The sequence below is a fragment of the Candidatus Palauibacter scopulicola genome (assembly GCF_947581915.1).
In the GTDB taxonomy this organism is placed as follows: domain Bacteria; phylum Gemmatimonadota; class Gemmatimonadetes; order Palauibacterales; family Palauibacteraceae; genus Palauibacter; species Palauibacter scopulicola.
The window spans coordinates 1-14,051 of sequence record NZ_CANPWG010000018.1 but is presented as its reverse complement, the minus strand read 5'-3'; the positions used below and the strand labels follow the sequence as shown (position 1 = coordinate 14,051).

Sequence of the window (14,051 nt, the reverse complement as noted above, 5' to 3'; positions counted from 1 at the left end):
CCCGTGCGGGGGCATCTCGAGAGCCGGCGCGGGATCACGCTCCTCATGCCCGCCTTCCTCGGTGGTTCCGGAGGGCTCGGGGCCAAGATCGTCTCGGTCTTTCCCGGGAACGTCTCCGCCGGTCAGCCGCCGATTCAGGGGGCGATCATCCTGCTCGATGCAGAGACGGGGGGCCCCCGCGCCCTCCTCGACGGCACCTCGCTGACCGAGATCCGAACGGCGGCGGGCAGCGGGCTGGCTACGGAACTGCTGGCCGACCCCGCGGCAGACGTGCTTGCCGTATTCGGAGCCGGCGCCCAGGGCCGGGCCCACATCGAGCTGCTCGCGGCGTGCCGCGCGCTGCGCGAGATCCGGATCGTCTCCGTCCCGCCCGAAGGCGCCGAGGAGTTGGTCGCCGCCCTCACGGAGCGAGCCGCGTCGCTCGTGCCGCCCGAAGGGGGAGACCCACCCCGCATCCGCGCGGCCGCGACCCCGGCCGAGGCCCTGGACGGTGCGGGCCTCGTCGTGACCGCGACCACGAGCGAGACGCCCGTCTTCTCTCCCGAACACCTCGAACCCGGAGCCCACGTCAACGCCATCGGCGCCTTTCAGCCCCACACGCGCGAGATCCCCGAGGAGATCGTCGCCCGCGCCCGCGTGATCGTGGACCAGCGCGAAGCGATCTGGGAGGAGGCCGGCGACCTCATCATCCCGGTGGAAAAGGGGAGCCTCGGGCGCGACGTGATCGCTGCGGAGATCGGCGAGATCGTGAACGGCCGGGCCCCGGGCGGACGCGGCGACCGCGATTTCACGCTCTTCAAGTCGGTGGGGAGCGCGGCGCAGGATGTCGCGATCGCGGAAGCGGCCCTGAGCCGGGCGGAGGACCTCGGCCTCGGCTCCGTCGTCCCCTTCTAACCGGGCGCCGACGCCACCGCAGCCGCGATGGACGGCATCACGCTCCACAGCGCCCTCGTGTGGGGCCTCGTCGCGATCGCCCCCGTGACGTTCATCGGCCTGCTGCGCCTCAGGGTCCCCTACGGCCGCCACTATGCCGGGCGCGGCTGGGGGCCGGGCCTCCCGGATCGCGTCGGCTGGCTGCTCATGGAAGTGCCCGCCCCGGTATTCTTCGCCGTCGTCTATTTCGCGGGATCGGCGGCTGGCGACGCCGTACCGCTCGTCTTTCTGGGAATATGGCAGTGCCACTACCTGAACCGGACATTCATCTATCCCCTCCGCACGCGGACGAGGGGGAAGCGCATGCCGGCGGTCGTGGCGGCCTCCGGTTTCGCCTTCAATATGGTCAACGCGTACATAAACGCGCGCTGGATCTCCGAACTCGGACAGTACGATCTACACTGGCTTGGCGACCCGCGGTTCCTGGCCGGCCTGTTCGTCTTCGCGGCGGGTCTCGCCCTGAACCTTCACTCCGACAACACGTTGCTGAAGCTGCGGAGGCCCGGAGAGACCGGCTACTCGATCCCGCGCGGCGGGGGGTTCCGCCACGTCTCCTGTCCCAACTACCTGGGCGAGATGATGGAGTGGGCCGGCTGGGCGCTGGCGACGTGGTCGCTGGCCGGACTCGCCTTCTTCCTGTTCACGGCGGCGAACCTCGTGCCGCGGGCGCTCAGCCACCACCGCTGGTACCGGGAACGGTTCGAGGAATATCCGCCGGAGCGGAAGGCGATCATTCCGGGATGGATCTGATCCCGGGAAGCGCGAGCAGGCTGAGCGGGTCGACGCTGGTGGCGCCGTAGCGCACGACCCAGTGCAGGTGGGGACCGGTGACCCGGCCGGTGGCCCCGACCCGTCCGATCGGCGTCCCGGCCGCGATCGTGTCGCCCACGGACACGAGGGACTCGCTGAGGTGGAAGTAGCCGGTCTGCAGGCCTCCCCCGTGGTTGAGATAGACGACGTTCCCCCCGAGCAGGAAGCCGTCGACGACGGCCACGACGCCGTCCGCCGCCGCCGTCACGGTCGCGCCGCGGGCCCCCGCCAGGTCGAGTCCCATGTGGCGGCTCGTGATCTGTCCGTTGAACTCGCGGCCGGTGCCGAACCCGCTCGTCACGCGCGATTCGCGCGGCAGACGCACCGCGCTCCACATGCGCGGCGCGGCGTGCGCCTCGCGGGCGGCCCGGGCCGCCTCCTCCCGGTCGCTCCGCAGCCGCGCCTGGTCTTCTTCGTTGAGCGGCGACCCGAAGCGCGGCGCCACGGTGAGCCGTTCGTGCGCGTATTCGCCCGCCCGCACGGGAATGCGGAGCGAGTCGGTCCGTGAGCGGCCGTCCACGTAGTCCGCGCGTACCCAGGCGTCGAGCGTGTCCACCGTCGAAATCGGGACCGCCGCCAGACTCTCGAGCACCCGGCCGACGCGCCGGAAGTGCAGCGCTTCGCCACCCGCCTCGCCAGCGGCGGAGATCACGCCGGAGCCGGATGGCGCCGCCACGCCGATGACGAAGAGGTGGCCCTGCACCGGCGCGGCCGGCGCCCACGCCACGTCCAGCGGCGGCAGGGCGGCTGGAGGCGAATCGCAGGAAGCACCGAACGACAACGCCAGCGCGAACCCCGCGAGGGCGACGCGGCTCACATCAGGGCCGGTCGGGGATGGGGATCCCGTAGCGCTCCAGCGTCTGCTTCACCGTCGGGCGGCCCAGGCGGACGCGGTCATCGTCGAGCAGGTACGAGAACAGATAGCCCGCGCCCAGCATGAGGATTCCGATCAGGAAGCAGTACATCACCGCCCGGTCGGGATAGGTGTCCTTCAGGTACCCCACGTACAGCGGGCCCGTGATCCCCGCGGCCGCCCACGCGGTAAGGATGGCGCCGTACACCTTCGACATGTTCTTCGGGCCGTACACCTCGAGGATGAACGAGGGCATCGTCGCGAACCCGCCGCCGAAGCAGAGCAGCACGTAGCACACGAGCGCGGAGAAGATCCACGGGTTCGACTCGGTCATGAGGACGCCGAACACGACCATCTGGCTCGCGAGCAGGATGCGGAACACGGCCACGCGCCCGATCCGGTCGGAGAGCCACGCCCACAGGATGCGCCCCAGTCCGTTGCACACGGAACTCGCCGCGATGAGGGTCGCCCCGTACTCCGCGAGCACGGCGGGTTCGACGGAGGGATCGGCCAGCCCCCACACCTCCTGCAGGAGTTCGGACTGGAAGCTGATGACCGAGATCCCGGCGGCGATGTTGAAGAAGAAGACGATCCAGATGATGGCGAACTGGCTGGACTTCAGATACGGGCCCACCTGCGCGGGCTGCTTCCACGGCGCCACCTGGGCGGCGGGCGGGTCGTCGATGACGAAGCTGCTCGGGATGAGGATGCAGGCGAAGACGATCCCGAGCCACAGGAAGACCTGCGGGAGATCCCCCTCCGTCTGCAGCACCAGGAGCGGCGCGAGCCCCTTGCTCAGCAGGAGCGCCCCGATCCCGAAGCCCATGACGACGATGCCCGTGACGAGCCCCTTCCGGTCCGGGAACCACTTGGCGGCCGTGGTGACGGGCGTCACGTATCCCAGTCCGATGCCGATCCCGCCGATGAGCCCGTACCCGGCGTAGAAGAGGAGGATCGAGTCGATCCGCAGCGCGAAGCTCGCGATGATGTATCCGCCGGCGAAGAGCGTGCTCCCGATGAGGGCGAGGCGCCGGGGCCCTACCTTGGGCAGCAACTGGCCCGCCCAGGCCGCCGCCGTCCCGAGCGAGAAGATCGCGATGCAGAAAGCCAGCGATCCCTGGGTGAACGTCCACCCCGCCTGCCGGACGAGCATCGTCTGGAAGAAGCTCCAGGCGTAGACGGTTCCGAAGCAGACCTGCAGGACCGTACAGAAGAAGGCGATCGCGACCCGGGGCGCCTTCCACCCCTCGGCGGCCACGTCAGTCCGTTCCCGGCCCCGGGTTAGACGCCGCACCCGTCGGCTCGCCCTTCACCGCGTGCAGCATGAGGCGCGCCATCTCCCCGATCTCGTCGTCGCGCGCCAGGACCTTCGCATCGTTCAGCGCGTCCGCGTCGCGGCGCGCCAGCCCCACGACGTAGGAGAGGAGTTCCTCCAGCGGGGTGACCGCGAGCCTCACGAACCAGATCGAGCCCAGGACGCCGACGATGAGGATGATGCAGATCAGGGCGATCTGCTGTCCCGTAGCGCGCTGGATCTTGAGCCGCACGAGGTCGAGGTCCATCCCCACATGCACCGTGCCGGCCTGGCCGGCCAGGATCGGGCTCCCGATCTCGACGAAGTCCCCCATCCCCGGCAGGCTGCGCTCCACCGGTTCGGTGGCGTGCGGGTCGCTCTCGCGGATCACCTCGGGGACGCCCGGCACGAAGGTGTGGGTCAGGATCTCGCCCGTGTCGCTCGTGATGTAGATGTACCGGATGCTCTGGATCTCCACGAACTGGTCGATGAGCGACTGCAGCGTGGCGAGGTTCCGGTTGAGGAGGATATCGACGCTCGAATCGGCGATGTTCTTGGCGATGTTCGCGCTGTTGCTCTCGTACTCCTCCTCGAGCTGGCTGGAGACCGTGTTGATGGAGAGCGTGGAAGTGGCGAAGACGATCGCGCCAAAGAGGACGAAGATGCCGAAGCGCGTCTTGCGGAAGAGCCTCTTGATCCTGATCTCGTGCGTTTCCGGCTGGTTCACGAGGCCTCGTCACCCGTCGCGGTCCGGCCGAACTTGGCTTCCCAGTCGGTCAGCGTGACGAAGCGGCCATCCTCGACGACCGTGTAGTAGACGCTCTGGAGCCCCTGCCGGCGGTCGGGCGCGAACGACACCATCTCGCCGATCCCGAGATCGTAGTTCCGGACCGAGAAGACCGCGTCGTTCAGCTTGCTGCGCTCGGGCGTGCCGTCGATCCGGCGCAGGATTTCCGTGAGCAGCTTTGCGTCCAGGTATCCTTCGAGGCTCGTGAAGCTGTACGGGAACGGGTCGTACGGCTCCACCACGAGTTCCTCCGGCACCTGCGGATCGTAGCGGTCCATCAGGTTCCGGTACTCGGGGATGGCCGGGATCGACGTGTCCTCGTAGCTGGGCACGACCTGCGAGTTCACGAGCCACGGCGTGTAGTACGCCGGATCATCGCCGCTCGCCCCCATGAGCAGCGCCAGCAGGTTCTCGCTCCCGACGAAGGAGAGGTTCGCGATGGGGACGTGCAGGCCCAGGTCCATCGCGTCGCGGGCGAAAGCCGCGCACGCGGCATAGGCCCCCACGCAGATCACCGCATCCGGCGAGGCCTCCTGCAGGATCTCGACCTGCGGGCGCATGACGGAGGTGAACTGCGTGCCCCGCCGGTAGGTCGCCTCGCCGGCGATCGTCTCCCCGTGCCGGGCCAGCGCCGCCCGCACGCCGGCCCAGCCGCTGCGTCCGTACGCGTCGGCCTGATAGAAGACCGCGATTCGGCGGCGCCCGATGCGAATGAAGTTATCGACCAGTCCCGCCGTCTCCTGGCCATAGGAAGCGCGCAGGTTGAAGGCGAACTCCCCGTACGGCGGCTCACGCTGCGGCTGGGCGCCCGTGAAGGGGAAGAAGATGTACATCTGCTGGTCCTGGAACTTCTTCAGCAGCGGCAGGACGCGGGTGACGGTCGGCGTGCCGACGTAGCCGAACAGCAGGAAGACCTCGTCCTCCAGCATCAGCTTGAGCGTGTTTTCCACGCACGGATCGGGCTGGTAGCCGTCGTCGTAGAGCCTCGGGACGATCCTGCGACCGTTCACGCCGCCCTGCTCGTTGACCTCTCCGAAACAGGACATCGCCCCGCGATACAGTTCGGTGCCCAGCCCCCGGGAAGGCCCGGAGAAGGCCGCGGACACACCGAGGACGATCTCGTCGTCCGGCTGCACGCCCTGCCTTCCGCTCCAGCGCAGGCCGGGAGCGAGCGGCGGTGTGGAGGTGGAGGCGCCGAGCGACTTGGCGAAAGGCGCGCCGAGCAGACCGGCGAGTCCGGCGCGGATCGCGGAGCGGCGCGTCAGGAGTCCGCCGGGCGGCGGCGGGATCGCCCGAGCCGGATCGCGGTTCGGTACCGGCGGTCCGTCGGGAGGCTGCGTCCCTTTTCGACTTCCGGACAATACCCTCTCCTTGACCCTCTCCCTGCGTGCGGCGTGGCCATCCGCGTCGCCAAGGCCGGTCCATCGTACGGGGACCGCCCGGCATGGGAGTTTATTCGCAAGTACATTCATGTTCAACCTGACGCCCCTTCTCCGGTCGATCCGGGGCCTCGGGTTCGATACGTTGCCACAGAGGAACCAACCCTTTGCGGTCTCGATGAGGTCCACCATGTCCAACCTTCCCCAACTCGACTCCTTCGGTGCGCGCGCTTCGCTGGATGCTCCGGGCGGCCCTGTCGCGATCCGCGACCTGCGGGCCATCGCCTCGGCCACCGGGGGCGACCTGTCGCGCCTTCCGTTCTCGATCAAGGTCGTGCTCGAGAACCTGGTCCGGCACGAAGACGGACAGTCCGTGACGGCCGACGACATCGCGGCCATCGCAAACTGGGACGCGCAGTCCACGCCCGGCCGGGAACTCTCGTTCCGCCCCGCGCGCGTGCTCCTGCAGGACTTCACCGGCGTGCCTGCGGTGGTGGACCTGGCCGCGATGCGCGACGCGATGGCGGAACTCGGCGGCGACCCTTCCTCGATCAACCCGCTCATGCCGTGCGAACTCGTCATCGACCACTCGGTGCAGGTGGACTCGTTCGGCACGGCGCGGTCGTTCCTCATCAACGCGGAGCGTGAGTTCGAGCGGAACCACGAGCGCTACGCCTTCCTGCGCTGGGGGCAGACGGCGTTCGACAACTTCAAGGTCGTCCCGCCGGGCACGGGCATCGTCCACCAGGTGAACCTCGAGTACCTGGCCCGGGTCGTGTTCGACGACGCGGCGGGGGGCGAGCGCGTGGCCTACCCCGACACCGTCGTCGGCACGGACAGCCACACGACGATGATCAACGGCCTCGGCGTCCTCGGGTGGGGCGTGGGCGGCATCGAGGCCGAAGCGGCGATGCTCGGGCAGGCGCTCTCCATGCTCGTCCCGCGCGTGCTCGGCTTCCGGCTCCACGGACGGCTCCCGGACGGCGCCACGGCGACCGATCTCGTCCTTCGTGTGACGGAAGTCCTCCGCGGGACCGGGGTGGTCGGCAAGTTCGTCGAGTTCCATGGGCCGGGTCTGGCCGGCCTCTCGCTCGCCGACCGGGCGACGCTTGGCAACATGTCACCCGAGTTCGGCTCCACCTGCGCGATGTTCCCCATCGACGCGGAGACGCTCGCCTACCTGCGCTTCACGGGGCGATCCGACGAACAGGTCGCGCTCGTCGAAGCCTACGCCCGCGCCCAGGGCCTCTTCCACGATGAGGACACGCCCGCGGCGGAATACAGCGACCACGTGGAACTGGACCTCGCGACCGTCGAACCGGCGATCGCGGGCCCGAAGCTGCCGCAGCAGCGCGTGCCGCTGACGGAGAGCAAGCCGCGGTTCCTGGAGGCGCTCGACGGGCTGAAGGGGCCGGGCGCCGGGGGGGGCGGCCTCACGCAGATGACGGGCTGGTCCGGCGGGGCCGGGGACGGCGGCGTAGCGGTGGCCGAGGCCCCCGCCGGCGTCGCCGTGCGCATGACCGACGAACAGGGCGACGCGCACGAGTTCTCGCTCCACGACGGATCGGTCGTCATCGCGGCGATCACGAGTTGCACGAACACGTCGAACCCCTCGGTGATGGTCGGAGCGGGCCTCCTCGCCCGGAAGGCCGTCGAGGCGGGCCTCAGGCAGCGCCCGTGGGTGAAGACGAGCCTCGCCCCCGGATCGATGGTCGTGACGGAGTACCTCGAGGAAGCCGGGCTCATGCCGTACTTCGAGCGCCTCGGCTTCCACGTCGTCGGCTACGGTTGCACGACCTGCATCGGGAACTCCGGCCCGCTCCCGGCCGAGATATCGAGCGCGATCCGCGAGAACGACCTCGTCGCCTGCTCCGTCCTCTCCGGGAACCGGAACTTCGAGGGCCGCATCAGCCCCGATTCGCGCGCCAACTACCTCGCGTCGCCTCCCCTCGTCGTCGCGTACGCGCTCGCGGGCCGCATGGACATCGACCTGTACAGCGAGCCGCTGGGGACGAACGACCGGGGCGAGGAGATCTTCCTGCGCGACATCTGGCCCGGGCAGGACGAGATCGTCGAAGCCGTCCGCACCGCCGTGAAGACGGAGATGTTCCGCGCCAAGTACGCGGAGGTGTACGCGGGGGACGAGCGCTGGAACGCGCTGGAGACCCCCATGGGCGACCGCTTCGCCTGGGACGAGGCCTCGACCTACGTGCGCCAGCCGACCTTCTTCGCCGGCATGGCGAAGGAGGCTGCCGCACCCGGGGATATCGAGGGCGCGCGCTGCCTGGCGCTCCTCGGCGACGCCGTGACGACGGACCACATCTCGCCCGCCGGCGGGATCGCGCCGACCTCGCCCGCCGCGGACTACCTCCGTTCACACGGCGTGGCGCTCCGGGACTTCAACTCGTACGGGGCGCGGCGGGGAAACCACGAAGTGATGATGCGGGGGACGTTCGCGAACGTCCGGCTCAGGAACCTGATGGTGCCGGGCGTGGAGGGCGGGTTCACGCGCCACGTTCCGAGCGGCGAGCAGATGACGATCTTCGACGCCGCCGCGCGCTACCGGGAGGAGGGGACGCCGACGATCCTCCTCGGCGGTGCGCTCTACGGCTCGGGTTCGAGCCGGGACTGGGCGGCCAAGGGGCCCTTCCTCCTGGGCGTGAAGGCCGTCATCGCCGTGAGCTACGAGCGCATCCACCGCTCGAATCTCATCGGGATGGGGATCCTGCCCCTCCGCTTCCGCGACGGCGAGACGGCCGAGACCCTGGGGCTCACCGGCGGCGAGACCTTCCACATCGCGGGCATCGCAGATGGCGTGAAGCCGAAGGATGCGATCACGGTGAGGGCGGTCGCCGACGACGGATCGGAGACGCGTTTCGAAGCCATCGTCCGGCTCGACACGGAGGTCGAGGTGGACTACTACCGCAACGGCGGGATTCTACAGACGGTCTTGCGGCAGCAGTTGGAAGCCTGAGCCGGAGGGCGTCGGGCTGTCGTGGCCGGGACGTTCCCGCGGGAACGTCTTCCGGCGCCCGGCACCCGCTCAGGACCCTTTGATCGCGGCCTCCAGCCACCTGCGATCCGCCTTCCGCAGATGGTCGGGCGTCTCGGGTTCGTCGCGCCCTTCCTCGTCGCGGCTCCGGCCGCGCCGAATGCGGCGCGCGACGATGAACCCGCCGAGGAGAAAGGCCAGACCGGGACCAGCGTACACAAAGAGGTTCATCCCTTCGGCCCGGGGCTTGAGAAGGACCCAGGGGCCGTAGGCGTCCACGAAGTAGGCCTCGATCTCCTCCGGCGTGCGGCCCTCCGCGAGCATCGTCCGGATCACGTCCTGCATCTCGCGCGCGATGCGGGACGAGGACTCCGCGACGGACTGCTGGCGGCAGATGGGACAGCGCAGCGTGGCGCCGATCTCCGCCGTCTGCTGGTCGATTTCGGCGCTGTGGACCGCGTCGCCCGGGGCGGCCGGTCGCTCGACGCCGTCGAGGGCCCCGTCGACCGTCTGGGCGGCGGCGGGCGCGGCGAGCAGCACCGTGGCGAGAAAGGCGCCGCCCCACGCCCCGCGAGCCCCGGATCGCGAGTGGAACCGCATCAGCTTCCCGCCGCACCGGCGGCGTCGCGGGCGACGAGCAGCGAGTCCACGTTCCGCTCGACGAGATCCCACGTCACCGCGAGATCGTGCCGCAGCGCCACCACGCCATCGGCGCCGATGAAGTACGTCTCGGGCACCCCGTACACGCCGTATTCGATCGCCGTCCGGCTCCCCGGATCCGTGGCGAGCGGCCACTCCCCGCCCAGCTCCTCGATGAAGCGCATCCCGTTCTCGGGCGTGTCCTGGAAGAGGACGCCGATGAGCGCCACCTCCTCCGGGTCGTACGTCTCGCGCATCCGCACGAGCACCGGATGCTCGGCGATGCACGGGATGCACCACGAAGCCCAGTAGTTGAGCACGACGACCTTCCCCTCGAAGTCGCTCAGGCTCACCGAATCGCTCGGGTTGTAGAGGTTGGCGAGCCGGAACGCGGGCGCCTCGCGTCCCTCGAGCGCGGACGGAAGCCGCCGCTGGTCCTGGCCCAGCCCCCAGTAGAGGAGCGCCAGGACGGGCACGGCCGCCAGCGGCAGGGCCCACCGCCACAAGCCCCTCACGCCGCGGCCGCCGGATCGGCGAGCAGTTCGGCCCCCGCGGCCCGCACCCGGCTCCGGCCCCAGGGCCAGATCGCGATCAGCGCGCCCACGCCCATGATCATCCCCCCGATCCAGAGCCAGACGATGCCCGGGTTCACGATCGCCCGCACCGTCGCGTGCGCTCCGCTCTCCGGGTCCACCGCCATCAGCGTGAGGTAGAGGTCGCTCGTGAGCGAACTCTTCACGGCGGGTGTCGCGATGTTCTGCGCGGTCGCGGTGTAGAAGTTGATCCGTGGCTGCTCTTCGCCGATCTCCCGCCCGTTACGGTAGGCCGCGAACGTCGCGCCGATCACGAACCGATGCGGCTCCTCCCGCCCCCACACGTCGATGAGTTCCACCTCGTAGTCCTCGATCGCGAGCCGCTCGCCGGGCCGGAGCGTCATCTCCCGTTCCGTCTTCCACGTCCACGAGACGGAGATCGCGAGCGCGATGACGATCACCCCCACGTGTACGATGTAGCCGCCGTAGCGCTGGCCCGTGCGCGCGAACAGGTCCCGGAGCGCGCCGAGGAACGAGCGCTCCGCGATCCTCCGCCGCGCCGCGATCCCCTTGCGGAACTCGTCGGCGATCGTCGTCAGCACGAAGGCGGCGAAGGCGATCGTGAGGATGGGAAGGAAATACCCGACGCCGAGGGCGAAGGCGAGGAGCCCCGCCGCGGCCCCGACGATGGCCGGCCACACGAACGACCGCTTCAGCTGCTCCCGTCCCGCCCGCCGCCACGGGAGCGCCGGCCCGACCCCCATCAGGAAGATGAGCGCCAGCCCGATCGGGCTCGCGACCTGGTCGAAGTATGGTGGTCCCACGCTGATCCGGTCCCCTCGCAGCGCCTCCACGACGAGCGGCCACATCGTGCCCAGGAGGACCGTGAACGTGAAGCCCACGAGGAGGAGGTTGTTGAGGATGAAGGCGGACTCGCGCGAGGCAGGGCTCTCCACCTGACCCGGCGCCCGCAGGCGGTTGCTCCGCCACCCGATGAGGGCCAGCGACACGATCGCCACCACGGCGATGAAGGCGAGGAACACCGGCCCGATGACGCCCTCGGTGAAGGCGTGCACGGAGTCGATGACGCCCGACCGCGTGAGGAACGTCCCGAACAGGGTGAGGAGGAAGGTCGAGACGATCAGCGTGAGGTTCCACGTCTTCAGCATCCCCCGCCGTTCCTGGACCATCGCCGAGTGCAGGAAGGCGGTGGCCGTGAGCCAGGGGAGGAAGGACGCGTTCTCCACCGGATCCCACGCCCAGGCGCCCCCCCAGCCCAGGACCTCGTACGACCACCAGCCGCCGCCGATGATTCCCATGGTGAGGAAGGCCCACGCCGCGACCATCCAGCGCCGGGCGTCCCGCAGCCAGCGCGCCTCGACGTTCCCCCGCAGGAGCGCGGCGATCGCGAACGCGAAGGGCACCGTCATCCCCACGAACCCGAAGTAGAGCATGGGCGGGTGCAGGCCCATGAGCGGGTGGTTCTGAAGGAGGGGATTGGGCCCGGGGCCGTTGGCCGGCGCCGGATCCACGATGCCGAACGGATTCGCCGCCCCCGCCAGGAGTCCGAAGAAGAAGAGCTGTACGACGCCGATGACGGCGAGGACGAGCGGGGTCGTGCGGAGGCCGTGCGCGAGCCCGCCGCCGAGCGCGGTCAGGCGTTCCCCGGCTGCCCGGAGCGCGCCGAACTCGCGGCGGCGGGTGAAGGCGAAGAGCGCCCCGTAGCCGGCGAGGATCCAGCCCCAGAAGAGGATCGAGCCCTCGAGGCTGCTCCAGAGCGAGATCGCCGTGTAGTACGTCGGCGTCTCGCGGCTCCCTACGCGGGCCACGTACTCGACGCTGAAGTCGTGCGTGAGGAGGGCGACCTCCATGACGAGCATGCCGCCGGACATCGCGAAGAAGGCGAAGTAGGCGGCGCGGCGGGCCAGGGCCGCGGACACCTCCCCGCCGGAGCGTGACAGGCCGGCCCAGCCGCCGGCCACCGTGGCCAGGGCCGCCGCGAGGAGCGCCGCGATGACGGACGCGTAGCCGAGCGTGCTCAGCATCCGGCCACCCCGTACCGCTTCACCGGGTCGTCAGGAGTCTTCGAGGAGGGACTTGTAGACCTGGCCCGCGTCGCCCGCGTGCTCCGGAGGGGCGTATTCGTTGGAGTGTTTCACCATCAGGTTCGTGGCGCGGAAGACGCCATCGTTCCCGTAGGCCCCTTCAACGACGACCCCCATCCCCGGCTGGAACATGGAGGGGGGTGCGCCCGTGCTCTCGATGGGGATCTCGACGTTCTCCTCGCTGATCACGAAACGCAGCTCGGCGGACTCCGGATTCCAGTCCACGCTCCCCGGCTTGACCCGGCCTCCGAGCCGGATGGGCTGGTCGACGACTTCGACGCCGCGCGCCTCGAGTTCGGCGGGCGTGAGGAAGAACACCATGTTCTCGTTCAACCCGCCCGCCGCGAGCACCGTGATGGCCCCCGCGATCGCCGCGAGCCCCGCCAGCATCCAGAGTTTCCGTCTCACCGTTCCCTCGCCTTCAAAGACCACCGTGCGGAATGCCCCGCAAGATGCACACTCCGCCCCGCGCTTGCCACAGCACCGCCGAGGCGCGAACCTCGCGGGGTGGACTGGATTCGCCTCGAAGAAGGAGAAGCACTCCCAATGAGCCGGACCGTGGCGTGCCCGCGCTGCGGGAGCCCCGCGTCGGGCAACTTCTGCGCGCAATGCGGGGCCCCGCTCGTCCAGCGCGCGCTATGTCCGGCCTGCCAGGCGCCGCTCCGGCCGGATGCCCTCTACTGCACCGCATGCGGTACGCAGGTGGGCGCCCCGCCACGGAAGCCTCGCTCGGCCCTGCTCCCGTGGGTCCTCTCCGGCCTCGGGCTCGCCGTCTTCTCGGTGATGATCGCCGTGCTCGTCCAGCGGGGGAGCGTGACGCGCGTCGGGGACATGACGATGACGGGCGGTCTCCCGGGCGAGACGACGGGCGGCCCGCCCCCGGCCGGGGCGGCGGCGAACGGCGCCGGGGCCGCCGCCATGCCGAGCATGGAGGAACTCGCGGCCATGGGTCCGCGCGGCGTCGCGGACCGGCTCTTCGAGCGCGTGATGCGGGAACACGAGGGCGGCGACTTCGAGCGCGCCGCCTTCTTCATCGACATGGCGCTGCAGGCGTACGACGCCGTCCCTCCGGAAGAGATCGATGCCGATGCGCGGTTCCACGTCGGCCTCCTCCGGCTCCTCACGGGGGCGTCCGGTCTCGCCCGGGAACAGGCGGATGAGATCCTTGCCTCGCATCCGGACCACCTGCTCGGGCTCCTGCTCGCCGCGCGCGCGGCCGACTTCGAGGAGGACGCGGATGGCGCGGAGGCCTTCCGAGCCCGAATCCGGGCCCGGGTGGAGGAGGCCGGGGGGATCCCGGATCTCCCCGAATACCAGGCGCACCGGACGCTGATCGAAGGCGTGCTGCAGACGGACGGCGGAGAAGGAAGGGGCGGCGCGTGACCGGGTCGGGTGCGAACGGAAGCACGCCCGCGCAGGCCGTGAGCGGCCGCATGGCCGAACTGCGCGACGAGTTCGTCGACTTCATCTCCCAACTCGTGCTCGAGGAGTCCCCGTCCACCGACCCGCAAGCCCAGCGCGGCATCCGCGCGATCCTCACGGAGACCCTGAGCGACCTCGGTCTGGAAGTAGAGCACATCCCCGGACAGGCGAGCGGAGGTCACCTGCTGGCGCGGAGCGGCGGGACGGCGGACGGACGGGCCGCGGCGGACGGACCGCAACTTCTCGTGGGACACATGGACACCGTGTGGCCCATCGGCACGCTGCGGGAAATGCCGGTCCGGGT

At 70.0% G+C, this 14,051-nt stretch carries 12 protein-coding genes and 1 pseudogene; 5 read left to right on the top strand and 8 right to left on the bottom strand.

Features of this window, described 5'->3' with window-relative positions:
• Together RN743_RS03860 and RN743_RS03855 are read left to right on the top strand one after the other, a co-directional pair.
• The coding region (locus RN743_RS03860) for a hypothetical protein (RefSeq protein WP_310776436.1) at positions 1-894 on the top strand (894 nt) is incomplete at its 5' end.
• 27 nt (positions 895-921) lie between these two features.
• Positions 922-1,683: a hypothetical protein gene (locus tag RN743_RS03855; protein ID WP_310776435.1), complete on the top strand. Its 762-nt coding sequence runs from the start codon at positions 922-924 to the stop codon at positions 1,681-1,683.
• Here RN743_RS03855 and RN743_RS03850 read toward each other — a convergent pair.
• Genes RN743_RS03850 through RN743_RS03835 form a run of 4 tightly spaced genes read right to left on the bottom strand, consistent with a single transcriptional unit; the run spans position 1,664 to position 6,038 of the window.
• Complete coding sequence (locus RN743_RS03850; RefSeq protein ID WP_310776433.1) at positions 1,664-2,560, bottom strand: M23 family metallopeptidase; 897 nt, start codon at positions 2,558-2,560, stop codon at positions 1,664-1,666. The genes RN743_RS03855 and RN743_RS03850 overlap by 20 nt on opposite strands.
• A 1-nt stretch (position 2,561) precedes the next feature.
• Entirely contained in the window at positions 2,562-3,854 is a 1,293-nt protein-coding gene (locus RN743_RS03845; RefSeq protein ID WP_310776431.1) for an OFA family MFS transporter, read from the bottom strand.
• Position 3,855: 1 nt separating this feature from the next.
• Positions 3,856-4,617, bottom strand: coding sequence for a hypothetical protein (locus RN743_RS03840; RefSeq protein ID WP_310776429.1), 762 nt, complete (start codon positions 4,615-4,617; stop codon positions 3,856-3,858).
• Complete coding sequence (locus RN743_RS03835) at positions 4,614-6,038, bottom strand: ABC transporter substrate-binding protein (protein ID WP_310776427.1); 1,425 nt, start codon at positions 6,036-6,038, stop codon at positions 4,614-4,616. The genes RN743_RS03840 and RN743_RS03835 overlap by 4 nt, the downstream gene beginning before the upstream one ends.
• A gap of 208 nt (positions 6,039-6,246) precedes the next feature.
• Here RN743_RS03835 and acnA point away from each other — a divergent pair, with 208 nt between their 5' ends.
• Positions 6,247-9,030 carry an aconitate hydratase AcnA gene (acnA, locus tag RN743_RS03830; RefSeq protein ID WP_310776425.1) on the top strand — a complete coding sequence of 928 codons (2,784 nt, stop codon included), beginning with the start codon at positions 6,247-6,249 and terminating at the stop codon, positions 9,028-9,030.
• Positions 9,031-9,099: 69 nt separating this feature from the next.
• On the opposite strand, the gene RN743_RS03825 is transcribed toward acnA, so the two are convergent.
• Genes RN743_RS03825 through RN743_RS03810 form a run of 4 tightly spaced genes read right to left on the bottom strand, consistent with a single transcriptional unit; the run spans position 9,100 to position 12,733 of the window.
• Complete coding sequence (locus tag RN743_RS03825; protein ID WP_310776423.1) at positions 9,100-9,648, bottom strand: cytochrome c-type biogenesis protein; 549 nt, start codon at positions 9,646-9,648, stop codon at positions 9,100-9,102.
• A complete protein-coding gene (locus RN743_RS03820) occupies positions 9,648-10,202 on the bottom strand; it encodes a redoxin domain-containing protein (RefSeq protein ID WP_310776421.1) in 555 nt (184 codons plus the stop codon). Before RN743_RS03820 ends, RN743_RS03825 begins: the two co-directional genes overlap by 1 nt.
• The gene (locus RN743_RS03815; protein WP_310776419.1) at positions 10,199-12,265 is read right to left on the bottom strand and encodes a heme lyase CcmF/NrfE family subunit; all 2,067 of its coding nucleotides are present in this window, start codon (positions 12,263-12,265) and stop codon (positions 10,199-10,201) included. Before RN743_RS03815 ends, RN743_RS03820 begins: the two co-directional genes overlap by 4 nt.
• 30 nt (positions 12,266-12,295) lie before the next feature.
• Complete coding sequence (locus RN743_RS03810) at positions 12,296-12,733, bottom strand: cytochrome c maturation protein CcmE (RefSeq protein ID WP_310776417.1); 438 nt, start codon at positions 12,731-12,733, stop codon at positions 12,296-12,298.
• 138 nt (positions 12,734-12,871) lie between these two features.
• On the opposite strand from RN743_RS03810, the gene RN743_RS03805 reads away from it, so the two are divergent.
• Both RN743_RS03805 and RN743_RS03800 read left to right on the top strand, forming a co-directional pair.
• Complete coding sequence (locus RN743_RS03805) at positions 12,872-13,708, top strand: zinc ribbon domain-containing protein (protein WP_310776415.1); 837 nt, start codon at positions 12,872-12,874, stop codon at positions 13,706-13,708.
• Positions 13,705-14,051, top strand: a pseudogene (locus tag RN743_RS03800) (hypothetical protein); the annotation flags it as partial. The gene RN743_RS03805 and the pseudogene RN743_RS03800, both read left to right, overlap by 4 nt.

Bases quoted from the DNA above. Each gene is read 5' to 3' on its own strand.
- RN743_RS03825 (WP_310776423.1), bottom strand. From the start codon at position 9,648: ATGCGGTTCCACTCGCGATCCGGGGCTCGCGGGGCGTGGGGCGGCGCC.
- RN743_RS03805 (WP_310776415.1), top strand. From the start codon at position 12,872: ATGAGCCGGACCGTGGCGTGCCCGCGCTGCGGGAGCCCCGCGTCGGGC.
- RN743_RS03815 (WP_310776419.1), bottom strand. From the start codon at position 12,265: ATGCTGAGCACGCTCGGCTACGCGTCCGTCATCGCGGCGCTCCTCGCG.
- acnA (WP_310776425.1), top strand. From the start codon at position 6,247: ATGTCCAACCTTCCCCAACTCGACTCCTTCGGTGCGCGCGCTTCGCTG.
- RN743_RS03855 (WP_310776435.1), top strand. From the start codon at position 922: ATGGACGGCATCACGCTCCACAGCGCCCTCGTGTGGGGCCTCGTCGCG.